Source organism: Cupriavidus sp. SS-3 (assembly GCF_035818815.1).
Taxonomy (GTDB): domain Bacteria; phylum Pseudomonadota; class Gammaproteobacteria; order Burkholderiales; family Burkholderiaceae; genus Cupriavidus; species Cupriavidus taiwanensis_C.
The window spans coordinates 1-21,108 of the sequence record NZ_JAYLVT010000010.1 but is presented as its reverse complement, the minus strand read 5'-3'; the positions used below and the strand labels follow the sequence as shown (position 1 = coordinate 21,108).

The 21,108-nt window shown below is 67.6% G+C and carries 23 protein-coding genes and 1 pseudogene; 21 read left to right on the top strand and 3 right to left on the bottom strand.

Going from position 1 to position 21,108, the window contains the following annotated elements; translation table 11 throughout:
- Nucleotides 1-28: 28 nt before the first annotated feature.
- A complete protein-coding gene (locus tag U9J39_RS16580) occupies nt 29-436 on the top strand; it encodes a response regulator (RefSeq protein WP_115707760.1) in 408 nt (135 codons plus the stop codon).
- A gap of 4 nt (nt 437-440) precedes the next feature.
- Here U9J39_RS16580 and U9J39_RS16575 read toward each other — a convergent pair whose 3' ends face one another.
- Complete coding sequence (locus U9J39_RS16575; RefSeq protein ID WP_115707762.1) at nt 441-1,844, bottom strand: sensor histidine kinase; 1,404 nt, start codon at nt 1,842-1,844, stop codon at nt 441-443.
- A gap of 341 nt (nt 1,845-2,185) precedes the next feature.
- On the opposite strand from U9J39_RS16575, the gene U9J39_RS16570 reads away from it, so the two are divergent.
- Both U9J39_RS16570 and U9J39_RS16565 read left to right on the top strand, forming a co-directional pair.
- A complete protein-coding gene (locus U9J39_RS16570) occupies nt 2,186-2,353 on the top strand; it encodes a DUF1328 domain-containing protein (protein WP_010812883.1) in 168 nt (55 codons plus the stop codon).
- 53 nt (nt 2,354-2,406) lie between these two features.
- Complete coding sequence (locus U9J39_RS16565; protein ID WP_092315167.1) at nt 2,407-2,835, top strand: DUF883 family protein; 429 nt, start codon at nt 2,407-2,409, stop codon at nt 2,833-2,835.
- Between the two features lie 197 nt (nt 2,836-3,032).
- Here the strand turns inward: U9J39_RS16565 and U9J39_RS16560 are convergent, their stop codons facing one another.
- Nucleotides 3,033-3,353 (bottom strand): DUF1840 domain-containing protein, encoded by a 321-nt coding sequence (locus U9J39_RS16560; RefSeq protein ID WP_115679116.1) that lies wholly within the window; start codon nt 3,351-3,353, stop codon nt 3,033-3,035.
- A 277-nt stretch (nt 3,354-3,630) separates the two neighbouring features.
- On the opposite strand from U9J39_RS16560, the gene argS reads away from it, so the two are divergent.
- The 5 genes from argS to U9J39_RS16535 all read left to right on the top strand — a co-directional run bounded on the left by argS (nt 3,631) and on the right by U9J39_RS16535 (nt 8,747).
- Nucleotides 3,631-5,427, top strand: coding sequence for an arginine--tRNA ligase (gene argS / locus U9J39_RS16555; protein WP_115707764.1), 1,797 nt, complete (start codon nt 3,631-3,633; stop codon nt 5,425-5,427).
- 78 nt (nt 5,428-5,505) lie between these two features.
- Nucleotides 5,506-6,231 (top strand): SPOR domain-containing protein, encoded by a 726-nt coding sequence (locus U9J39_RS16550; protein ID WP_115679118.1) that lies wholly within the window; start codon nt 5,506-5,508, stop codon nt 6,229-6,231.
- A 137-nt stretch (nt 6,232-6,368) separates the two neighbouring features.
- Nucleotides 6,369-7,004, top strand: coding sequence for a thiol:disulfide interchange protein DsbA/DsbL (locus U9J39_RS16545; protein WP_115679119.1), 636 nt, complete (start codon nt 6,369-6,371; stop codon nt 7,002-7,004).
- A gap of 101 nt (nt 7,005-7,105) precedes the next feature.
- Entirely contained in the window at nt 7,106-7,912 is an 807-nt protein-coding gene (locus tag U9J39_RS16540) for an SDR family oxidoreductase (protein ID WP_116312030.1), read from the top strand.
- Between the two features lies 1 nt (nt 7,913).
- A complete protein-coding gene (locus tag U9J39_RS16535; protein WP_326347553.1) occupies nt 7,914-8,747 on the top strand; it encodes a helical backbone metal receptor in 834 nt (277 codons plus the stop codon).
- 5 nt (nt 8,748-8,752) lie between these two features.
- On the opposite strand, the gene U9J39_RS16530 is transcribed toward U9J39_RS16535, so the two are convergent.
- The gene (locus tag U9J39_RS16530; RefSeq protein ID WP_115707770.1) at nt 8,753-9,829 is read right to left on the bottom strand and encodes an MBL fold metallo-hydrolase; all 1,077 of its coding nucleotides are present in this window, start codon (nt 9,827-9,829) and stop codon (nt 8,753-8,755) included.
- A 208-nt stretch (nt 9,830-10,037) separates the two neighbouring features.
- Here U9J39_RS16530 and U9J39_RS16525 point away from each other — a divergent pair, with 208 nt between their 5' ends.
- The 13 genes and pseudogenes from U9J39_RS16525 to U9J39_RS16465 form a co-directional block, all read left to right on the top strand.
- Entirely contained in the window at nt 10,038-10,478 is a 441-nt protein-coding gene (locus U9J39_RS16525; RefSeq protein ID WP_115707772.1) for a MerR family transcriptional regulator, read from the top strand.
- 123 nt (nt 10,479-10,601) lie between these two features.
- Nucleotides 10,602-11,078 carry a PaaI family thioesterase gene (locus tag U9J39_RS16520; RefSeq protein WP_115679124.1) on the top strand — a complete coding sequence of 159 codons (477 nt, stop codon included), beginning with the start codon at nt 10,602-10,604 and terminating at the stop codon, nt 11,076-11,078.
- A 59-nt stretch (nt 11,079-11,137) separates the two neighbouring features.
- On the top strand, nt 11,138-12,319 hold the full coding sequence (locus tag U9J39_RS16515) for an isovaleryl-CoA dehydrogenase (protein ID WP_025585460.1): 1,182 nt from the start codon (nt 11,138-11,140) through the stop codon (nt 12,317-12,319).
- Nucleotides 12,320-12,441: 122 nt separating this feature from the next.
- Nucleotides 12,442-14,265: a bifunctional isocitrate dehydrogenase kinase/phosphatase gene (aceK, locus tag U9J39_RS16510; protein ID WP_115679125.1), complete on the top strand. Its 1,824-nt coding sequence runs from the start codon at nt 12,442-12,444 to the stop codon at nt 14,263-14,265.
- Nucleotides 14,262-14,933 carry a carbonate dehydratase gene (gene can, locus U9J39_RS16505; RefSeq protein ID WP_115679126.1) on the top strand — a complete coding sequence of 224 codons (672 nt, stop codon included), beginning with the start codon at nt 14,262-14,264 and terminating at the stop codon, nt 14,931-14,933. The genes aceK and can overlap by 4 nt, the downstream gene beginning before the upstream one ends.
- Before the next feature lie 51 nt (nt 14,934-14,984).
- Nucleotides 14,985-16,163, top strand: a complete 1,179-nt coding sequence (locus tag U9J39_RS16500; protein ID WP_115703041.1) for an acetyl-CoA C-acetyltransferase — start codon at nt 14,985-14,987, stop codon at nt 16,161-16,163.
- A gap of 227 nt (nt 16,164-16,390) precedes the next feature.
- On the top strand, nt 16,391-17,071 hold the full coding sequence (locus U9J39_RS16495) for an SDR family oxidoreductase (protein ID WP_115679128.1): 681 nt from the start codon (nt 16,391-16,393) through the stop codon (nt 17,069-17,071).
- 31 nt (nt 17,072-17,102) lie between these two features.
- On the top strand, nt 17,103-18,233 hold the full coding sequence (locus U9J39_RS16490; protein WP_115679129.1) for an acyl-CoA dehydrogenase family protein: 1,131 nt from the start codon (nt 17,103-17,105) through the stop codon (nt 18,231-18,233).
- 94 nt (nt 18,234-18,327) lie between these two features.
- Nucleotides 18,328-18,984 carry a 2-hydroxychromene-2-carboxylate isomerase gene (locus U9J39_RS16485; protein ID WP_115679130.1) on the top strand — a complete coding sequence of 219 codons (657 nt, stop codon included), beginning with the start codon at nt 18,328-18,330 and terminating at the stop codon, nt 18,982-18,984.
- The gene (locus tag U9J39_RS16480) at nt 18,981-19,667 is read left to right on the top strand and encodes an HAD family hydrolase (protein WP_115663316.1); all 687 of its coding nucleotides are present in this window, start codon (nt 18,981-18,983) and stop codon (nt 19,665-19,667) included. Before U9J39_RS16485 ends, U9J39_RS16480 begins: the two co-directional genes overlap by 4 nt.
- Nucleotides 19,664-20,101: a YchJ family protein gene (locus tag U9J39_RS16475; RefSeq protein ID WP_115707774.1), complete on the top strand. Its 438-nt coding sequence runs from the start codon at nt 19,664-19,666 to the stop codon at nt 20,099-20,101. The genes U9J39_RS16480 and U9J39_RS16475 overlap by 4 nt, the downstream gene beginning before the upstream one ends.
- Entirely contained in the window at nt 20,098-20,775 is a 678-nt protein-coding gene (locus U9J39_RS16470; protein WP_326347549.1) for a glutathione S-transferase family protein, read from the top strand. The genes U9J39_RS16475 and U9J39_RS16470 overlap by 4 nt, the downstream gene beginning before the upstream one ends.
- Before the next feature lie 61 nt (nt 20,776-20,836).
- A pseudogene (locus U9J39_RS16465) lies at nt 20,837-21,108 on the top strand (methylcrotonoyl-CoA carboxylase); the annotation flags it as partial.

Below are 21,108 nucleotides of genomic sequence, written 5' to 3'. Positions count from 1 at the left end.
GCCCCGGAAGGGACCCGCAATACAAAATATGTCGGAGCAGGATTCGAACACTTCCTACCGGGCGCTGAACGTGCTGCTGATTGAAGATTCGGCGGTCCTGCGTGGCATGCTGCTCGAATACCTGAAGGATTTCCCGTTTATCGAGAACGTCGACTGGGCCGATACCGAAGCCCTGGCGCTGCGCCTGCTCGGCGCCGGCAAGTACGACGTCGCCATTGTCGACCTGCAACTGCGCCAGGGCAACGGCATCAACGTGCTGCGCGCCATGCAGCGCGCCGGCACCGAAACCGTGCGCATCGTCTACACCAACCATGCCCAGCTCGAAATGTACCGGCGCCAGTGCGCCGAGGCGGGCGCCGACTACTTCTTCGACAAGTCCCTGGAGCTGGAGCAGGTGTTCCGCGTGATCGAGGAACACGCCGCGCCGCAGGGCTGACCCGTCAGGCGCGTGCCGGCTCGGGACTCTCGGGTTCTTCTGCGGGCGCCAGCACGGAGGTTGTCAACGGCACTTCGATGCGGATGCGCACCCCGGCATCCGGCGACGAATCGATCTCCATGCTGCCGCCCAGCGCCGTGACGCGTTGCTCCATCCCCAGCAAGCCGTGGTGCCCGGCCTGGCTGCCGGCGTCGAAGTCCGGCGGCAGGCCCTTGCCGTCGTCGCGCACGGTCAGCGTCAGCAGTTCGCCCTGGCACGCCAGCGACACCTCGACGTGCCGGGCCTCGGAGTACTTGCTGGCATTGGTCAGCGATTCCTGCACGATGCGGTACAGCGCGATCGCGGCTTCGTCGCGCAGCGCCGGCAGGTCTTCGGGCACGCTGACCTCGGTCTCCCAGTTGTTGCGCGCGCCCACTTCCTCGACCAGTTGAGTGACTGCCGCGCGCAGGCCCAGGTTGAGCAACACAGTGGGGCGCAGGTCCTCGATCAGGCGGCGCTTGATCTGGATGCCCTGGTCCACGTGCAGCATCACGCGCGTCAGGCGCTCGGCCGCCACCGGCTGGTCCGCCTGTACCTTGCGGCGCACCCAGTGCAGGTCCAGCTTGATCGCCGTCAGGATCGCGCCCAGCTCGTCATGCAGTTCGCGCGCGAGCCGGGTCTTCTCGTCTTCGGTCACGCGCTGCAGGTGGCCCGCCAGCGCCGACAGCTGGCGCGTACGCGCGCGCACCTTGCGGTCCAGCCGCACGCTTTCCTCTTCCAGCTGGGTGCGCACCGCCTCGGCCATGGCCAGCCGCTTGGCGTGGCCGATGCCGACGGCCATCAGCAGGATGATGTTGATCGCGGTGAGCAGGCCGATGCCGTAGCGCGACAGCTGCACGTCGTTCTCGGCGCCCTCGAGCCGGTGCGAGACCGCGCCGGCCTCGCGCGCCTGCAGCTGGTCGAGCCCGCGGCGCGCGTTATCCATGGTCTGCTTGCCGTAGTCGGTGCGGATCAGGTCCAGCGCCACTTCCAGGTCGCGCTTGCCGTACACCAGCGTCAGCGCCATCTCGTTGAGCTTGCTGTTGACCAGCTTGGAGGTGTCGCCGAACTGCTTCAGGCCTTCCGGGTCGTTGGCGTAGCCCGCGCGGATCTGCGCCATCAGCTCGGCGATGCGCGGCAGTGCCTTGTAGTACGGCTCCAGGTAGCTTTCCTTGCCGGTCAGCAGGAAGCCGCGCTGGCCGGCCTCGGCATTGACCAGCTCGCCGTTGAGCGCGGCCAGCTCGGTCTGCAGGCGCTGCGAGCGGATCACGTCGGTATAGCTTTCACGCAGGCGGATATTGCCGGTTTCCGACGCCACCAGCACCGCCAGGGTCAGCAGGATGCCGCCCGCGAGCAACAGCGTGTGAGGGAGAAATGACTGCTTGAACATGGGGCAATTCCTATCGAGAAGGCGCGCTCGCCCGCCGCGGCGCCAAGGGAGGGCCCATGGAATCACATCGACCGCCATGGGTCAACCCGGCGCCGGTTTTAGAGTCGCACTTTGCGCCAGCGCCGCAGCCTCATTGCGTGCACGGCAAGCGCTGCGCGAAGCCCGCGTGGCGCGCGGCAGGCGTTGTAGGACTTGGCTGACAGTGGAATCGGCTGCCTGTCGGTATTGGCACGAAGCGTGGCTTTCTACGATGAGGCTATGAGCTTGCACCCGTTGGCGCAAGCCTCACATGGGCCCAGCCAGTGCGCCTGGCCTGGTCCGAAATCTTCGGGAGCCTAGCCATGCTGCAATATGCACTCGTATTTTTCGTCATCGCCCTGATCGCCGCGATTTTCGGCTTCGGCGGGATTGCCGCCGGCGCCGTGGAAATCGCCAAGATCCTGTTCTTCATCTTCCTGGTCGTGGCGCTGGTCGCCGCGGTGATGGGACTCGTTCGCAGGGGACGATAACGCCGGCGCAAGCCGGCATCACGCCCTCGTCGACCCGAACCTGAGGAGACCGTATGCTGACGCAGAACCCTAAAGTCCGGAAGGAACTGAACCACCTGTCCGACAGTGCCGACAGTGCGATCCGCCATATCAAGCATGCCGCGCGCGATACGCGCGAGGCGGCGGCGCCGGTGTCCAGCGAAGTCAAGTCGTTGATCTCGCAGCTCGAGCACACCATCCAGGTGCTGGCGCGCGAGGGCTCCGCCGAGAGCCTGCAGGCGGGCCACCGCCTGCGCGAGCGCGCCAGCGACATGGCGCATCGCCTGCGCGCGCAGACTGCTGACGGCATGATGCGCGCCCGCGAACGCATGGATGGCGCGGTGGTGCAGGCCCAGCACCGCGTGGCCGAATCCCCGCTGAAGGCGGTGGCGATTGCCGCCGCGGTCGGCGCGGTGATCGGTCTGTTGCTGGCCAACGGCCGGCACCATGCCGATGAGGAATAGCCGCGCGGATTCAGCAGACAAGACCTGACGCGAGAGACCCGCCTGGCGCGCCAGCCGGGCTCCGCCGGAATTCCCCCCTTTCCGGAACCCTCGTCCGGAAGCCCGGTCGCCAGTTGTGGTGCCGGGTGTTTTTTTATCCGCGGAAAGCGCAGCACCGGCGCGGCGCCGCTCGGCGTCCGCCGGCCGGCAGGTATCGCTCAGACCCCCCAGAGGACATTGGCCCCTTCGCGCTGCGAGGCACGCAGCATGTCGAGGAACGGGTAGGCGCGCTGCCCCAGGTGCAGTGGTTCTTCTTCGTCTTCGCCGGCATCGGGTTGGGTCTCGACCGCCGTGTCGGCAGGATGGGCGCGCGCATCGGCCACGGCTGCCTCGAGCTTGTGGATCGCGTGCGGCAGTTCTTCGACGGTGATCACCCCCCGTTCCCCGAGATGCTTGCCGATGATGCCCAGGAGCGTCACGGCCAGATCCTTCATCATGATCAGGTCCTGCGCGGCGTGGGATTTGAAGGTGATCAGCATGATGGTTTTTCCTTTTACGGAGAACGGTGGGCGGCGTCCCCGGGGCGGGATGCCGCGCCGGTTCGGGCACGGTCTGGTGGGGCAGCCGGAGCGGATTGTGGTCCGTGGCCGTCCTTGCGCATGATGTCAGCATAGCACCTGATAAAATTGCGCGTTCCCGATTCCCATGCCTGTCACGCGGCGCGGCGTTGATTCGCCGTCACTTGCCGTGGTCGTGGCGCCGGCGCGGCCCGCGGGGCCTGCGCCTGAATACCAGCCCACAGGGCTTCCGACATCCATGCTGCCTGTTCAGACCTCCAATCTTGCCGCCGCGTTCACCGATGCCGTGCGCGCGCTCGCCCCGGCCGATGCCACCTTGCCCGCGGTCACCTTCGAGCGGCCCAAGGTGGCCGCCCATGGCGACCTCGCCTGCAATGTCGCGATGCAGGTCGCGCGCGCGCTCAAGAGCAATCCGCGCGAGCTGGCGCAGCGCATCGTCGCCGCGGTGCAGGCCGACGCGCGCGCGCAGGACCTGGTCGCGACCATGGAGATCGCCGGCCCCGGCTTCATCAACCTGCGCCTGACGCCGGCGGCCAAGGCCGAGGTGTTGCGCGCGGTGCTGAACCAGGGCGACCACTACGGCGCGCGCGAGCGCGGCGTGCATGGCCAGGTGCTGGTGGAGTTCGTCTCGGCCAACCCGACCGGTCCGCTGCACGTCGGTCACGGCCGCCAGGCGGCGCTGGGCGATGCGCTCGCCAACCTGCTGTCGTGGCAGGGCTGGCACGTGCACCGCGAGTTCTACTACAACGACGCCGGCGTGCAGATCCAGACCCTGGCGCTGTCGGTGCAGGCGCGCGCGCGCGGCCTCAAGCCGGGCGATGCCAGCTGGCCGGAAGCCGCCTACAACGGCGACTACATCGCCGATATCGCCGCCGACTTCCTCGCCGGCAAGACCGTCAGCGCCTCCGACGGCGAGCCGGTGACCGCGTCGGGCAACGTCGACGACATCGACTCGATCCGCAAGTTTGCCGTGACCTATCTGCGCAACGAGCAGGACATCGACCTGCAGGCCTTCGGCGTCAAGTTCGACCGCTATTACCTGGAGTCGTCGCTGTACAGCGACGGGCGCGTCGACGCCGCGGTGCAGTCGCTGATCGGCAAAGGCAAGACCTACGAGAGCGAGGGCGCGCTGTGGCTGCGCACCACCGACGACGGCGACGACAAGGACCGCGTGATGAAGAAGAGCGACGGCACCTATACCTACTTCGTGCCGGACGTGGCCTACCACACCACCAAGTGGGAGCGCGGCTTCACCAAGGTCATCAACGTGCAGGGCAGCGACCACCACGGCACCATCGCACGCGTGCGCGCCGGCCTGCAGGGCCTGGACATCGGCATCCCGCAGGGCTATCCCGATTACGTGCTGCACAAGATGGTGACCGTGATGAAGAACGGCGAGGAGGTCAAGATCTCCAAGCGCGCCGGCTCCTACGTCACCGTGCGCGACCTGATCGAATGGTCCAACGGCCAGGATGACACCTGCGAGACCATCCGCGGCTGCCTGGAGCAGGGCGTGGCCGACTGGCCTGCGCACTTTACCCGCGGCCGCGACGCGGTGCGCTTCTTCCTGCTGTCGCGCAAGGCCGATACCGAGTTCGTGTTCGATGTCGACCTGGCGCTCAAGCAGAGCGACGAGAACCCGGTGTACTACGTCCAGTACGCCCATGCCCGCATCTGCTCGATCTTCGAGTCGTGGGGCGGCGCGGACTGGGAAGCGCGCCTGGCCGAGCTGGCCGGCGCCGACCTGGCCGCCGTGACCGGCGCCGACGCGAGCGCCCAGGCGCTGGCGCTGGGACAGCGCCTGGCCGAGTTCCCGGACATGCTGTCGGCCGCCGCGTCGGAACTGGCGCCGCACGCGGTGGCGTTCTACCTGCGCGACCTGGCCGGCGACTTCCACGCCTTCTACAACGCCGACCGCGTGCTGGTCGACGACGAAGCCGTCAAGCGTGCCCGCCTGGCGCTGCTGGCCGCCACGCGCCAGGTGCTGCGCAACGGCCTGGCGGTGATCGGGGTGTCCGCCCCGCGCCGCATGTAAGCGCGCAGCCGGCGCCCGGCCCGGTGCGGCCGGCGGCGGCACTGGCTCTATAATCCCGGCATCACCGAAGAGGACTTCATGCAACAGCAACGCAAGCGCGAGTCGCGCAATGTCCGCCGCAGCCAGCAGCGCGGCGGTACGTTCCTGGGCCTGGTGCTCGGGCTGATCGTCGGGCTGGCCATCGCCGTGGTGGTCGCCCTGTACATCACCAAGTCGCCGACGCCGTTCCAGCAGAAACACGCCCCCCGGCCGAGCGAGCCCGGCAACGTCACCAGCCAGCTGCCGGCCCCCGCCCAGCGCGCCGACGAAGGCCCGAGCGACCCGAACAAGCCGCTGTGGAGCAAGACCCCGGCCAAGCCGGTGGGCCAGGCGCCGGAGCCCGAGCCCAAGCAGAACGGGCAGCCGCCGGTGGCGACCCGCCCGGCGGAGAAGCCGCTCGACAAGCCGCTGGACAAGCCGGTCGAGAAGCCGGCTGACAGGCCGGCGGACAAGCCGCTCGCCACCAAGCCCGCCGAGAAGCCGGTGTCCGACCCGATCGCCGAGATCGCCCAGGCCGACGCGCACAAGGTGGGCTACCTGCTGCAGGTGGGCGCGTTCCGCTCGTCGGACGATGCCGACCGCCAGAAGGCCAACCTGGCGATGCAGGGCTTCGAGGCCCGCATCACCGAGCGTGACGTCAACGGGGTCAAGATGTACCGGGTGCGCCTGGGGCCGTTCAACCGCATCGAAGACATGAACAAGGCACGCGACCGGCTGCAGTCGTCCGGTTTCGAGGCCTCGGTGATCCGCTTTACCAAGCAGTAGGCGGCACCGCTTAATACCCGGTAACCGCCGCAACACCGCAGCAACAGGTTCCCGCCAGATGCGGCGGGCGCACCGATGAACCGGGTGCCGCCGCCGCTGTCATACGCTCATCGTCCAAACCGCAAGGCCGTTCTCAAATGAAAAAACTCGCCGCACTGTTCGCCATGTTCGCCGCCGTGGGCGGCCTGCTGATGTCCGCCCCGTCGCAGGCGGCACCCACCGAAGGCAAGGAGTACCAGGTCCTGAAGACGCCCCAGCCGGTCGCGGCGGGCAAGATCGAGGTGACCGAGTTCTTCTGGTATGGCTGCCCGCACTGCTATGACTTCGAGCCCGACCTGGAAGCCTGGGTCAAGAAGCAGGGCGGCAATGTGGTGTTCAAGCGCGTGCCGGTCGCGTTCCGCGACGACCTGCTGCCGCACACCAAGATCTTCTACGCGCTGGAAGCCATCGGCAAGCTCGACGCCATGCACAACAAGGTCTTCAGCGCCATCCACGTGGACCGCAAGCGCCTGACCGACACCAACGAGATCGCCGATTTCATGGCCAAGAACGGCGTCGACCGCAAGGCCTTCGTGGATGCGTACAACTCGTTCACGGTGACCACCAACGCGCAGCGCGCCAACAAGATCGCCGACGCCTACAAGATCGACGGCGTGCCGACCGTGGTGGTGCAGGGCAAGTACGTGACCTCGCCGTCGATCGCCGGCAACAAGCAGGGCGCGGTGCAGACCATGGATTACCTGGTGGAGCAGATCAAGGCGAAGAAGCTTTGATTGGCTGAAGGTTTGCTCCCAGGCAGGGGGCAAGGACCTGTGGCAAGCCAAGCGGCTGGTATCCTGTACCAGCCGTTTTTTTATTCAGAGTTTCCGCCCTCATGCGTCCCCTCAAAGTCTTCCTCACCGGCGCCTCCAGCGGCCTGGGCCAGGCGCTCGCGCGCGAATACGCCGCGCAGGGCGCCATCCTTGGCCTGGTGGCGCGGCGCGAGGACGCGTTGCGCCAGTTCGTGGCCACCTTGCCGAACCCGGGCGCGGTGCGAATCTATGGCGCCGACGTGCGCGACGCCGAGGCGATGGCGCGGGCGGCGGAAGACTTCGTCGGTCAGTTCGGCTGCCCGGATGTGGTGATCGCCAATGCCGGGGTCTCGGTCGGCACCGTCGCCAGCGAGCGCGAGGACCTGGACGCCTTCCGCCAGGTGATGGAGACCAACTGGTTCGGCGTGCTGACCACCTTCCAGCCCTTCCTGCATGCGATGCAGGCGCGCGAGCCCGGCCACTTCGGACGGCGCGGCACGCTGGTGGGCATTGCCAGCGTGGCCGGCGTGCGCGGGCTGCCGGGGGCCGGGGCCTACAGCGCTTCCAAGTCGGCGGTGATCAAGCTGCTCGAAAGCCTGCGGCTGGAGCAGCGCCGGCACGGCATCCGCGTGGTCACCATCGCGCCGGGCTATATCCGCACGCCGATGACCGCGCACAACCCTTACCGCATGCCGTTCCTGACCGATGCCGACGTGTTTGCGCGCAAGGCCGTGCGCGTGATCGCGGCGGGCCGGCGCTTCCGCGTGATCCCGTGGCCGATGGGCGTGGTGGCGGCGCTGCTGCACGTGATGCCGCGCTGGCTGTACGACGCGCTCGCCGCGGGCGCGCCGCGCAAGCCGCGCCGTGCCGATGCACCCCGGGAGCCCTGAGATGTGGCGCGACGCCATCGGCCAGCAGCATGCCGCCGCCACCGGCGTGGTGCGGATCGCCTCGCTGGTGCCGTCGGTGACCGAGCTTTTGTTCGCGCTCGGGCTGGCGCGGCAGATGGTGGCGCGCACCGGCTTCTGCATCCACCCGGAACCGGCGGTGCGCGCCGTGCCCAAGGTGGGCGGCACCAAGGACGTCAACGTGGCGCGGCTGCGCGAGCTGGCGCCCACGCATGTAGTGGTCAATATCGACGAGAACCGGCGCGAGACCGTGGATGAGATCCGCGGCTTCGTGCCCAACGTGATCGTCACCCATCCGTGCGCGCCCGAGGACAACCTCCGGCTGTACCGGCTGCTGGGTGGCATCTTCGGCTGCCATGCCGAGGCCGAGTCGCTGTGCGCGGCGCTGCAGGCGCAGCTGGATGCGATCCGCGTGCGGCCCTGGCCGGCGCGCCGCGTGCTGTACGCGATCTGGCAGGACCCGTGGATGACGGTGTCGCGCGACACCTATATCAGCCGCATGCTGGCGCTGGCCAACTGGCAGACCTGGCCCGGCGGCACCGACACCGTGCAGGCCTGCGAAGGCGGCGACTGCAGCCGTCCGAATGCGCCCGGCGAGCGCTATCCCACTTTCCGCTGGAGCGACGCGCTGGTGCGCGAGCTCGACCTGGTGTTGCTGTCGACCGAGCCCTACCGCTTTACCGAAGACCACGCCGACGCGCTCGAGCGCCAGCTAGGGAAGCCGGTGCTGCTGGTCGACGGCGAGATGCTGTCGTGGTACGGCAGCCGCGCCGTCGACGGGGTGCGCTACCTGGCGGCGCTGGCGGCCGCCAACTGACGCGCTCAGGCGGCGCGGAAGCGGATCACGCCGTCGTCGCCGGTTGCGCGCACCAGCTCGCCGCGGTGCCACAGGCAGTGCAGGTGGGCCAGCGACTCGCCCATGGCGAAGGTCATCTGGTGGATGTCGAACTGGCGCTTGAAGATCACGCTGACGATGTCGTGCGCGCTGCAGGGTTTCTCGCGGCACGCCTCCAGCGTTTCGGCGAGGCGGTCGGCATGGTGTTCGCGCAGCTGCATGATGCGGGTATGCAGGTTGCGGAAGGGCCGGCCGTGCGACGGCAGGATCAGCACGTCCTGCGGCAGCGGCTCGTACTTGCCTAGCGAGTCCAGGTAGAGCTGCAGCGAATTGGCCTCGGGCTCCATGTCGAACACGCTGACATTGGTCGAGATGCGCGGCAGCACCATGTCGCCGGAAATGAGCACATTGGTGGCGGCGTTATGCAGCGCCACGTGCTCGGGCGAATGGCCGAAGCCGGTGATCACGCGCCAGGCGGAGGTGGCCGGGTCGGTGCCGATGCGCACCGTGTCGCCTTCCATCAGGCGGCGATATTGGGTCGGCAGGTCGGGCACCAGCGACGGGTAGTAGGTCTTGCGCGCGCGCAGCTTTTCCTGGCTGTCGGCATCGGTCAGGCCATGCAGCGCGAAATGCGCGGCGGCCGCTTCGCCGCCGGCGCTGGAGCCGGCCCCGGTGCCGCTGCCCATCACGCGCGCGCTCATGTAATCGCCCAGGCTCATCCACAGGCGCACGTCGAAACGCCGGCACAGCCAGTGCGCCAGGCCGACGTGGTCGGGATGGCTGTGCGTGACCAGCACGCGCACCACCGGCAGGCCTTCCAGCTCGTTGGCGAAGATGGTTTCCCAGTGCGCCTTGATGGTGTCGTTGGTGATGCCGCAGTCGACGATGGTCCAGCCCTCGCGTCCGTCCAGGCGGTCGCGCAGCAGCCACAGGTTGATATGGTCGAGCGCGAACGGCAGCGGCATGCGCAGCCAGTAGACGCCGGGGGCGACTTCCTGCTTGGTGCCGGGCGCCGGCATGGTATCGCCGAACGGGTATTGGAGCTGGTGTTCGAGTGCGTTCATGAGGAGTCTCGTGGTCGAAGCCTGGCGGCGGGGCGCGGGCTTTCTCGTTCTGCCGGCACGTCCCCATGGTGCGCGAGGGGGCGTGCAAGCACCGGTTGCCAGCCGATCTGGTTGACGCTAACGTAAACGTCAATCATACGGTTCGTTTCCATCTTAAGCGAAAACTTGACTTCGCAACGAACGACCGTTCACTTTCTTTGGTCAGGCCATGTCAGCGACGCCAGCGGCGGCTTCCGCCACCTACACCATTACCGATCTCGCGCGTGAGTTCGACGTCACGCCGCGTGCCATCCGCTTCTACGAGGACCAGGGCCTGCTATCGCCCCAGCGCGAAGGGCCGGGCGGACGCAAGCGGGTCTACAACGGCCGTGAGCGGACCCGGCTCAAGCTGACGCTGCGCGGCAAGAGGTTGGGGCTTACTCTCAACGAGATCCGCGAGATCCTTGATCTGTATGAATCGCCGCGCGATACCGCGCCGCAACTGGACCGGTTCCTGGTCGCGCTCGCCGCCCACCGCCGTACGCTCGAGCGCCAGATGGAAGACCTGCAGGCGCAGTTGGCCGAGATCGACCAGCACGAGCGCCAGTGCAGGGCCTTGCTAGCGGCGCAGAGCGGCGACGATGCGCAGGACAAGACCCATGCCGCCTGAGCGGCACTTGTGCACGCGTCGGTGCGATCCGGCATTGACGTTTACGTAAACGTAAATAGAATAGCCGGACAGCGCGTTGGCCGTGCGCTGTCCGTCCAGACAGGCCCCACACCGGAATCCGCCATGACCGCCTCCATCGCCCATGCCGTGCCCGCTGAACCGGAACCGCTGTCCCCCGCGCGGGCCGACGCCATTGCGACCAGTTTCTCGCGCCAGGGGCTGATGCGCACCTTCGGCGCCGAGCTGGCGCGCGTGCAGCGCGGCGAGGTCGAGCTGGCGATGCCGTGGTCCGAGGGGGTGACCCAGCAGCACGGCTTTTTCCATGGCGGCGTGGTCGGCGCGCTGGCCGACAGCGCTTGCGGCTATGCCGCGCTGACGCTGGTTGGCGAAGAGGAGGCGGGCCTGACCGCCGAGTACAAGATCAACCTGCTGTCCCCCGCCCAGGGCGAACGCCTGGTGGCGGTGGGGCGGGTGCTCAAGCCCGGGCGCACGCTGATCGTGGCGCAGGGCGATGTCTACGTCGAGCAGGAAGGCCGCCGCAAGCCGGTGGCGACCATGCTGATGACGCTGTGCGTGGTCAAAACGCTGGGCCACGTCTGAACCGATCGATCCGGCAACACCGGAACCCCCCGACACACCGATTCCAACAGGAGACCATCATGACTGAACTGCCAGGCCTGAAATTCGATCTGGGCGAAGACATCGAAATGCTGCGCGGCGCCGTGCGCGACTGGGCCCAGGCCGAACTGGCCCCGCGCGCCGGCGAGATCGACCGCACCGACCAGTTCCCGATGGACGCCTGGAAAAAGATGGGCGACCTCGGCGTGCTCGGCATCACCGTGGCCGAGGAATACGGCGGCGCCAACATGGGCTACCTGGCCCACATGATCGCGATGGAGGAAATCAGCCGCGCCTCGGCCTCGGTCGGGCTGTCGTACGGCGCGCATTCCAACCTGTGCGTGAACCAGATCCACCGCAACGGCACGGCCGCGCAGAAGGCGAAGTACTTGCCGAAGCTGGTGTCGGGCGAATGGATCGGCGCGCTGGCGATGAGCGAGCCCAACGCCGGCTCTGACGTGGTCAGCATGAAGCTGCGCGCGCAGCTGAAGGGCGACCGCTACGTGCTGAACGGCACCAAGATGTGGATCACCAACGGCCCGGACTGCGACGTGCTGGTGGTCTACGCCAAGACCGAGCCCGAGCTGGGCGCGCGCGGCATGACCGCCTTTATCGTCGAGAAGGGCATGAAGGGCTTCTCGGTGGCGCAGAAGCTGGACAAGCTGGGCATGCGCGGTTCGCACACCGGCGAGCTGGTGTTCGAGGACGTGGAAGTGCCGGTCGAGAACATCCTGGGTGCCGAGAATGGCGGCGCCAAGGTGCTGATGAGCGGGCTGGACTACGAGCGCGCGGTGCTGTCGGGCGGCCCGGTCGGCATCATGCAGGCGTGCATGGACGTGGTCACGCCGTATATCCATGACCGCAAGCAGTTCGGCCAGAGCATCGGCGAATTCCAGCTGATCCAGGGCAAGGTGGCCGACATGTACACCACGCTGCAGGCGGCGCGCAGCTACCTGTACACGGTCGGCAAGAACCTCGACGCGCTCGGCAGCGACCACGTGCGCCAGGTGCGCAAGGACTGCGCCGCGGTGATCCTGTACACCGCGGAAAAGGCGACCTGGATGGCGGGCGAGACCGTGCAGATCCTGGGCGGCAACGGCTATATCAACGAGTACCCGGCCGGGCGCCTGTGGCGCGACGCCAAGCTGTACGAGATCGGCGCCGGCACCTCGGAGATCCGCCGCATGCTGATCGGGCGCGAGCTGTTCGCGGAAACGATGTAACGGAGCGCGGGGACGCCGGAATCACCTCCGGCATCCCCGGACATCCGGGGCCCTGGCCCGGAACCCATTTACAATCTCACTACCCGTCGCAAGACCGTCAAGCAGTCGTCCCCCGTCGACCCATGTCCCACTTCCCCAAACTGCTCTCCTCGCAGATTGCCTACGATGTGGCGAGAACGATGCTCGACGGGTTCGACAAGCACTACCGCCTGTTCCGCGAGGTCAGCCACCAGGCCAAGCTGAAGTTCGAGGCCGGCGACTGGCACGGGCTGCAGCAGATCCAGCGCGACCGCATCGCGTTCTACAACGAGCGCGTGCGCGAATCCAGCGTGATCCTGGAAGACGAGTACGACGCCGAGAACATCGAGGACGAGATCTGGCAGCAGATCAAGCTGCACTACATCGGGCTGCTGACCAACCACCACCAGCCCGAGCTGGCCGAGACCTTCTTCAACTCGGTCTGCACGCGCATCCTGCACCGCTCGTACTTCAACAACGATTTCATCTTCGTGCGCCCGGCGATCTCGACCGAGTACATCGAGAACGAGGAATCGCCGACGCGCCCGACCTTCCGCGCCTACTACCCGGGCAGCCGCGACGGCATGGCCGCGTGCTTCGAGCGCATCGTCCACAACTTCCAGCTGGAGCGCCCGTTCGAGGACCTGCAGCGCGACATCGGCTACGTGGTGCGCGCCGTCGGCGAGCATTTCGGCGACTTCCGCATCGCGCCGAATTTCCAGATCCATACGCTGTCGTCGCTGTTCTTCCGCAACAAGTCGGCCTTCATCATCGGCCGCATCCTGAACGGCGACCGCACCTTCCCGCTGGCGATCCCGATCGTGCATGGCCCTTCGGGCAAGCTGGTGCTCGACACCGTGCTGCTGAAGAAAGAGCAGCTGCTGATCCTGTTCTCGTTCACGCACTCCTACTTCATGGTCGACATGGAGATCCCGTCGGCCTACGTGACCTTCCTGCGCGACATCATGCCGCGCAAGCCGCGCGCGGAAATCTATACCTCGCTGGGCTTGCAGAAGCAGGGCAAGAACCTGTTCTACCGCGATTTCCTGCACCACCTGCAGCATTCGTCGGACAAGTTCATCGTCGCGCCCGGCATCCGCGGGCTGGTGATGCTGGTGTTCACGCTGCCGTCGTACCCGTACGTGTTCAAGGTGATCCGGGACTTTTTCCCGGCGCCCAAGGAAACCACGCGCGAACTGGTCAAGTCGAAGTACCAGCTGGTCAAGCAGCACGACCGCGTCGGCCGCATGGCCGATACGCTGGAATACTCCGACGTGGCGTTCCCGCTGTCGCGCTTCGACGATGCGCTGGTGCGCGAGTTCGAGCAGCACGCGCCGTCGATGATCGAATACCAGCGCGCCAAGGACGGCGGCGAAGAGATCGTGGTGCGCCACGTCTATATCGAGCGCCGCATGACGCCGCTGAACATCTACCTGCAGGAAGGCTCCGACGCGCAGGTCGAGCACGGCGTGATCGAATACGGCAACGCGATCAAGGAGCTGATCGCCGCGAACATCTTCCCGGGCGACATGCTGTACAAGAACTTCGGCGTCACGCGCCACGGCCGCGTGGTGTTCTACGACTACGACGAGATCGAGTACCTGACCGACTGCAATATCCGCCACGTGCCGCAGCCGCGCAACGAGGAAGAGGAGATGTCGGGCGAAGTCTGGTACACCGTGCGTCCGCACGACATCTTTCCCGAGACCTTCCGCACCTTCCTGCTGGGCGATGCGCGCGTCGGCGCGGCGTTCCTGCGGCACCATGCGGATTTTTTTGACCCTGCCATGTGGCAGAGCCACAAGGACCGGCTGCTGGCCGGACATGTCCATGACTTTTTTGCCTATCACCCTGCCGAGCGATTCATCAACCGCTACGGCGCTGTCCCTGAACTTCCTGCCGCCGACCCTGCAAGGAGAGTCGCATGAATGACGCCATCGCCCAGCTGTTCCGCAACAACCGCGACTGGGTCGACCGCGTCAATGCGGAAGACCCCGCCTTCTTCACCCGGCTGGCCAACCAGCAGGCGCCGGAATACCTGTGGATCGGCTGCTCCGATTCGCGCGTGCCGGCCAACCAGATCCTGGGGCTGGCGCCGGGCGAGGTGTTCGTCCACCGCAATATCGCCAACGTGATCGCGCACAGCGACCTGAACGCGCTGTCGGTGATCCAGTTCGCGGTGGAAGTGCTCAAGGTGCGCCATATCACGGTGGTGGGCCACTACGGCTGCGGCGGCGTCAAGGTCGCGCTCAAGCGCGAGCGCATCGGCCTCGCCGACAACTGGCTGCGCCATGTGCGCGACGTGGCCGACAAGCACGAGTCCTACCTCGGCACCATCCTGCGCGAGGAAGACGCCCATACCCGGCTGTGCGAGCTCAACGTGATCGAGCAGGTCAACAACGTGTGCCAGACCACCGTGATCCAGGACGCCTGGGCCCGCGGCCAGGTCATCACCGTGCACGGCTGGATCTACGGCGTGTCCGACGGCCTGCTGCGCGACCTCGGCATGGCCGCCAGCAACAACGACGAGCTGCACGAGCAGCTGGCCGCGGCCTACCGCCAGTACGGCGAGCCGCCGCAGGCGTCGATCCGCTGATCCGTTTATCCGACACCACCGATACCCAGCTACCGATCCAGGAGACCCGACATGGAAGAGATCGTCATCGTTTCAGCCGCGCGCACGCCGATGGCTGCGTTCCAGGGCGAATTCGCCAGCGTCACCGCGCCGCAGCTTGGCGCCGCCGCCATCCGCGCGGCGGTCGAGCGTGCCGGCCTGAAGCCCGAGCAGGTCGAAGAAGTGGTGTTCGGCTGCGTGCTGCCCGCCGGCCAGGGCCAGGCGCCGGCACGCCAGGCCGCGCTGGGCGCGGGCTTGCCGCTGAGCGTGGGCTGCACCACCGTCAACAAGATGTGCGGCTCGGGCATGCGCGCGGCCATGACCGTCTATGACGGCCTGGTCGCGGGCTCGTTCGACGTCGCCATTGCCGGCGGCATGGAGAGCATGACCAACGCGCCGTACCTGATCCCGAAGGGCCGCGGCGGTTATCGCATCGGCCACGGCATGATCTACGACCACATGATGCTGGACGGCCTGGAAGACGCCTACGACAAGGGCCGAGCCATGGGCACCTTCGGCGAGGACTGCGCCGCCAAGTACGGCTTCACGCGCCAGCAGCAGGACGAATTCGCGATGGAAAGCGTGCGCCGCGCGCAGCAGGCCACCGAGAACGGCGATTTCCGCTGGGAGATCGCGCCGGTGACGGTATCGGGCAAGGGCGGCGACACGGTGATCGATACCGACGAAGGCCCGCGCCGCATCAAGCTCGACAAGATCCCGTCGCTCAAGCCTGCGTTTGCCAAGGACGGCACCATCACCGCCGCCTCGTCGTCATCGATCAACGACGGCGCCTCGGCGCTGGTGATGATGCGCGCCTCCACCGCGAAAGCGCTGGGCCTGCAGCCGATCGCCCGCATGCTGGGCCACACCACCCATGCGCAGGCGCCGGGCTGGTTCACCACCGCGCCGGTCGAGGCCATCGCCAAGCTGTACCGCAAGCTGGACTGGAACACCGACAGCGTCGACCTGTTCGAGATCAACGAGGCCTTTGCGGTGGTGCCGATGGCCGCCATGCACGACCTCAAGATCCCGCGCGACAAGGTCAACATCCACGGCGGCGCCTGCGCGCTGGGCCACCCGATCGGCGCCTCGGGCGCGCGCATCATGACCACGCTGATCGGCGCGCTGCGCAAGACCGGCGGCAAGCGCGGCGTGGCGAGCCTGTGCATCGGTGGCGGTGAGGCAACGGCGGTGGGGATCGAGATCCTGTAAGCCTGTCCCAAGTCCCGCTTGTTTTCTCCCCTCTCCCGCGCGCGGGAGAGGGGCGGGGGTGAGGGCAGGCGCGTGCCAGGCACGACGAGCTTCACTTCGTAGCCACGCCCGCCCTCACCCCAACCCTCTCCCGCAAGCGGGAGAGGGAGCAAGACCGTGGCAGTTTGCACAATCCGGGGCCAGCCGTGCCGTCTGCGGCGCAGGCCAGTTTTTGAAAGGAGCAACCCTTGCCAACCGCCCTGATCCTCGGTGCCTCGCGCGGCATCGGCCTTGAATTCGTGCGCCAGTACCGTGCCGACGGCTGGCGCGTCATCGCGGCGGCGCGCACGCCCGAAGGCGTCGGTGCCCTGCAGGCGCTGGGCGCCGAGGCGCACCAGGCCGACCTGTCCGATGCCGGCGCGGTGGCAGGCCTGGGCTGGAAGCTCGATGGCGAGGCGCTCGACGTGGCGGTCTACAACGCCGGGGTGATGGGGCCGCGCACCGAAAGCGCGCAGCCGGTCACGCCGCCGGAGTTCGACCGCGTCATGCATGTCAACGTGCTCGGGCCGATGATGGCGCTGCCCTTGCTGCTGCCCTATGTCGAGGCCGGGCAGTCCGGTCATGGCGGGGTGCTGGCGGTGCTGTCCTCGCGCATGGGCAGCATCGGCGCGATGGAGCACAGCACCAGCTGGCTGTACCGCGTCAGCAAGGCGGGCGCCAACGCCGCGCTGCGCGCGGTGGCGCTGGATGCGCGTCACGCCACCTGCGTCGCGCTGCACCCGGGCTGGGTCAAGACCGACATGGGCGGCCAGGAAGCCGACCTGACCGTGCAGCAGAGCGTCAAGGGCATGCGCCAGGTGCTGGCCAGCGTCAAGCGGCGCGACAACGGCACCTTCCACAACTACGACGGCACGCCCATCCCCTGGTAAGGGCGCCCGCACACCTGAACCCAGAACCGACATGCTGCTGACCCCCGAACAGGAAATGATCCGCGACGCCGTGCGGCAGTTCGCGCAGGAAGTGATCGCGCCGCAGGCCGCGCAATGGGACCGCGACAAGACCTTTCCCAAGGACGTGCACCGCGAGCTGGCGGCGCTGGGCGCCTACGGCGTGGCGGTGCCGGAGCAGTATGGCGGCGCCGGCCTCGATTACCTGTCGCTGGCGCTGATCCTGGAAGAGATCGCGGCCGGCGACGGCGGCACCTCCACCGTCATCAGCGTCAATAACTGCCCGGTGTGCAGCATGCTGATGTCGTTCGCCAGCGAGGCGCAGAAGCAGCAGTGGCTGGTGCCGCTGGCGCGCGGCCAGATGCTGGGCGCGTTCTGCCTGACCGAGCCGCACGTCGGCTCCGATGCCGCGGCGCTGCGCACCACTGCTGTCCGCGACGGCGACCACTACGTGCTCAACGGCGTCAAGCAGTTCATCACCAGCGGCCAGAACGCCGACGTGGCGATCGTGCTGGCGGTGACCGACAAGGCTGCCGGCAAGCGCGGCATCAGCGCCTTCATCGTGCCGACTTCGACTCCGGGCTACGTGGTGGCGCGGCTCGAGGACAAGCTCGGCCAGCATTCCTCGGACACCGCGCAGATCCTGTTCGAGGATTGCCGCGTGCCGGCCGCCAACCTGCTCGGCGACGAGGGCGGCGGCTACAAGATGGCGCTGTCGGGGCTGGAGGGCGGCCGCATCGGTATCGCCTCGCAGAGCATCGGCATGGCGCGCGCCGCGTTTGAAGCGGCCCTTGCGTATGCCAAGGAACGCGAGAGTTTCGGCCAGCCGCTGTTCCAGCACCAGGCGGTGCAGTTCCGCCTGGCCGAGATGGCCACGCGCATCGACGTCGCGCGCCAGATGGTGTGGCACGCCGCCGCGCTGCGCGATGCCGGCCGCCCGTGCCTGAAGGAAGCGGCGATGGCCAAGCTCTTCGCCAGCGAGATGGCCGAGCGGGTCTGCTCCGACGCGATCCAGGTGTTCGGCGGCTACGGCTATGTCAGCGACTTTCCGGTCGAGCGCATCTACCGCGACGTGCGCGTGTGCCAGATCTACGAGGGCACCAGCGACATCCAGAAGATCCTGATCGCGCGCGCGCTGGCCTAGCGCCGCCATTTGCGCGTACGATGGGCAGGCGTGCCGCGCCGGCGTCACGTCTTCCCGCAACCGGACCTGCCACCACAAGAATAGGGCCCCCGACATGACCGCAGCGATCGACTTCTACTTTGATTTCTCTTCGCCGTACGGCTACTTCGCCAGCACCCGTATCGACGACCTGGCGCAGAAGTACGGGCGCAACGTCGCCTGGCATCCGATCCTGCTGGGCGTGGTGTTCAAGACCACCGGCGCGTCGCCGCTGCCGCAGCTGCCGCTCAAGGGCGACTACAGCTGGCGCGACTTCGAGCGCACCGCGCGCTTCCACGGCATCGACTACAAGCGCCCCACGCATTTCCCGCTGCCGACCACGCATGCCGCGCGCGCCATGCTGTGGCTGCAGAACCATCACGGCGACGACCTGGCCGCGGCCTTCGCCAGGTCGGTGTACCGCGCGCTGTTCGTCGACGACATCAACATCGCCGAGCCGGCCGAGATCATGAAGCTGGCCGAGCCGCTGGGCGTGGACGTGCAGGCGCTCGATGCCGGCGCCACCAGCTACCAGATCAAGGACCAGCTCAAGGCCGAGATCGAGGTGGCGATGGCCAAGGGCGTGTTCGGCTCGCCCTTCGTCATCGTCGACGGCGAGCCGTTCTGGGGCTTCGACCGCTTCGACCAGATCGAGGCCCACCTGAAGAGCCGCCGCCAGACCGAGCTCCGGGCCGTGCCCAACCCCGATACCAAGGAAAAGAAACCCGCATGACTGCAGCAACCCCCGGCCATTCCGGCCGCTTCGATTGTGTGATCTTCGATTGCGACGGCGTGCTCGTCGACAGCGAGCCCATCGTCAACCGCGTGCTCAACCAGATGCTGAACGAGCTCGGCATCGAGATCTCGCTGGAAGACTCCACGCGCCTGTTCCTGGGCCGCGCGGTGCGCGAAGAGCTCGACATGATCGAACGCATGCGCGGCGCGCCGCTGCCCGAGAACTGGCTGTCGACCTGGCTGGCGCGCCGCAATGCGGTGCTGGAGGAAGAGGTCGCGGCGGTGGCGCATGTGCGCGAGGCGATCCGCGCGGTCGCCGCCACCGGCATGCCGGTGTGCGTGGCGTCGGGCGCGGACCGCGTCAAGGTCAAGCTGCAGCTGACCAAGACCGGGCTGGTCGAGCTGTTCCAGCAGGACCAGCGCGAGCATATCTTCTCGGCCACCGAGGTGGCGCGCAGCAAGCCCGCGCCGGACGTGTACCTGCTGGCCGCGCGCACCATGGGCGTCGAGCCCGCGCGCTGCGCCGTGGTGGAAGACAGCCCGACCGGCGTGACCGCGGGCGTGGCGGCCGGCATGACGGTGTTCGGCTATGCCGCGCGCAACGACGCCGCGCAGCTGCGCGAGGCCGGCGCGCGCACCATCTTCACCGATATGCGCGAGCTGCCGGAGCTGGTGGGATGACGGCGAAAGCGGCAGGCCGCCTGCCCAAGGCTGGACCGGTGCCGTGCCCGTGCGGCAGCGCGGACTATGCCGCCTGCTGCGGCCGCTTCCATCGTGGCGAGGCCCTGCCGCCCAATGCCGAGGCGCTGATGCGCTCGCGCTACAGCGCCTATGTGCTGAACGACATGGAATGGCTGCGGCAGACCTGGCATGCATCGACCTGCCCGGCCGACCTGTTGCCGGATACCGCCACACGCTGGCTCGGGCTCACGGTGAAGGCGCATGCGCAGCAGGACGACACGCATGCCGAAGTGGAATTCGTGGCGCGCTACAAGGTAGGCGGGCGCGCCTGGCGGCTGCATGAGCGCAGCCGCTTTGTGTGCGAGGCGCGCGCCCCGGGCGAGGCGCCGCGCTGGCTTTATGTGGATGGCGACATCATCGGGGAGAGACCATGAGCATCGACAAGCAGAACGAGCCCGAGTACCTGCTGTACTGCTTTGCCCAGTCCGGCAACGCCTACAAGGTGGCACAGCTGCTGGAAACCATCGGCGTGCAGCGCGGCCAGTCGTTGTGGCGCGCGCGCTTCGTCGATTTCTTCAACGGCGAGACCCGCACCCCGGAGTACCGCGCCATCAACGTGATGGGCGAGGTGCCGGTGCTGGAGTTCGGCGGCCAACGCCTGTCGCAGTCGGGCGCCATCCTCGAGACGCTGGCCGCGCGCCTGGATGCGTTCGGCCCGCGCAACGAAGCCGAGCGCGCCGAGGTGCTGCGCTGGCTGCTGTTCGACAACCACAAGTTCACTTCGTACACCGCCACCTATCGCTTCATGCGCACCTTCGCCAGGTCGCCCGATCCGGCCGTGCTGGAGTTCTTCCGCGCGCGCTGCGAAGGCGCGTGGAACGTACTGAACGCGCACCTGGACGGACTCAACTTCGTGCTGGGCGAGCGCCCCACCATCGCTGACTTCTCGCTGGCGGGCTACGTCTTCTTCGATGACGAGATCGGCGTGCACTGGCGCAAGGAATATCCGCATATCCACGCGTGGACCGAGCGCTTCCGCGCCTTGCCGGGCTGGAAGCATCCCTATGAGCTGATGCCCGGGCACCCGCTGCCCAAGGCAGCCGGCTGAGGCCGGCCGCGGCAGGACGGCGGCAGGCGGCGCACAACCCTATCTGGCAAGAGACTCCGAGATGCCCACGCTCGCAAGCAAACTGAACGCCCGCTCCGAATCCTTCAAGGCCAATGCCGAGTCCATGCGGGCGCTGGTGGCCGACCTCAAGGCGAAGATCGCCAAGCTGGCCGAAGGCGGCGGCGCGGCCGCGCGCGACAAGCACCTGGCGCGCGGCAAGCTGCTGCCGCGCGAGCGCGTGCAGCAGCTGCTCGATCCCGGCACGCCGTTCCTGGAGCTGTCGCAGCTGGCCGCGTACGACATGTACGACGATGCCGCGCCCGGCGCCGGCAT

Excerpts from the sequence above, each read along its gene's own strand:
- U9J39_RS16580 (WP_115707760.1), top strand. The coding sequence starts at position 29 with ATGTCGGAGCAGGATTCGAACACTTCCTACCGGGCGCTGAACGTGCTG.
- U9J39_RS16575 (WP_115707762.1), bottom strand. The coding sequence starts at position 1,844 with ATGTTCAAGCAGTCATTTCTCCCTCACACGCTGTTGCTCGCGGGCGGC.
- U9J39_RS16570 (WP_010812883.1), top strand. The coding sequence starts at position 2,186 with ATGCTGCAATATGCACTCGTATTTTTCGTCATCGCCCTGATCGCCGCG.
- U9J39_RS16565 (WP_092315167.1), top strand. The coding sequence starts at position 2,407 with ATGCTGACGCAGAACCCTAAAGTCCGGAAGGAACTGAACCACCTGTCC.
- U9J39_RS16560 (WP_115679116.1), bottom strand. The coding sequence starts at position 3,353 with ATGCTGATCACCTTCAAATCCCACGCCGCGCAGGACCTGATCATGATG.
- argS (WP_115707764.1), top strand. The coding sequence starts at position 3,631 with ATGCTGCCTGTTCAGACCTCCAATCTTGCCGCCGCGTTCACCGATGCC.
- U9J39_RS16550 (WP_115679118.1), top strand. The coding sequence starts at position 5,506 with ATGCAACAGCAACGCAAGCGCGAGTCGCGCAATGTCCGCCGCAGCCAG.
- U9J39_RS16545 (WP_115679119.1), top strand. The coding sequence starts at position 6,369 with ATGAAAAAACTCGCCGCACTGTTCGCCATGTTCGCCGCCGTGGGCGGC.
- U9J39_RS16540 (WP_116312030.1), top strand. The coding sequence starts at position 7,106 with ATGCGTCCCCTCAAAGTCTTCCTCACCGGCGCCTCCAGCGGCCTGGGC.
- U9J39_RS16535 (WP_326347553.1), top strand. The coding sequence starts at position 7,914 with ATGTGGCGCGACGCCATCGGCCAGCAGCATGCCGCCGCCACCGGCGTG.
- U9J39_RS16530 (WP_115707770.1), bottom strand. The coding sequence starts at position 9,829 with ATGAACGCACTCGAACACCAGCTCCAATACCCGTTCGGCGATACCATG.
- U9J39_RS16525 (WP_115707772.1), top strand. The coding sequence starts at position 10,038 with ATGTCAGCGACGCCAGCGGCGGCTTCCGCCACCTACACCATTACCGAT.
- U9J39_RS16520 (WP_115679124.1), top strand. The coding sequence starts at position 10,602 with ATGACCGCCTCCATCGCCCATGCCGTGCCCGCTGAACCGGAACCGCTG.
- U9J39_RS16515 (WP_025585460.1), top strand. The coding sequence starts at position 11,138 with ATGACTGAACTGCCAGGCCTGAAATTCGATCTGGGCGAAGACATCGAA.
- aceK (WP_115679125.1), top strand. The coding sequence starts at position 12,442 with ATGTCCCACTTCCCCAAACTGCTCTCCTCGCAGATTGCCTACGATGTG.
- can (WP_115679126.1), top strand. The coding sequence starts at position 14,262 with ATGAATGACGCCATCGCCCAGCTGTTCCGCAACAACCGCGACTGGGTC.
- U9J39_RS16500 (WP_115703041.1), top strand. The coding sequence starts at position 14,985 with ATGGAAGAGATCGTCATCGTTTCAGCCGCGCGCACGCCGATGGCTGCG.
- U9J39_RS16490 (WP_115679129.1), top strand. The coding sequence starts at position 17,103 with ATGCTGCTGACCCCCGAACAGGAAATGATCCGCGACGCCGTGCGGCAG.
- U9J39_RS16485 (WP_115679130.1), top strand. The coding sequence starts at position 18,328 with ATGACCGCAGCGATCGACTTCTACTTTGATTTCTCTTCGCCGTACGGC.
- U9J39_RS16480 (WP_115663316.1), top strand. The coding sequence starts at position 18,981 with ATGACTGCAGCAACCCCCGGCCATTCCGGCCGCTTCGATTGTGTGATC.
- U9J39_RS16475 (WP_115707774.1), top strand. The coding sequence starts at position 19,664 with ATGACGGCGAAAGCGGCAGGCCGCCTGCCCAAGGCTGGACCGGTGCCG.
- U9J39_RS16470 (WP_326347549.1), top strand. The coding sequence starts at position 20,098 with ATGAGCATCGACAAGCAGAACGAGCCCGAGTACCTGCTGTACTGCTTT.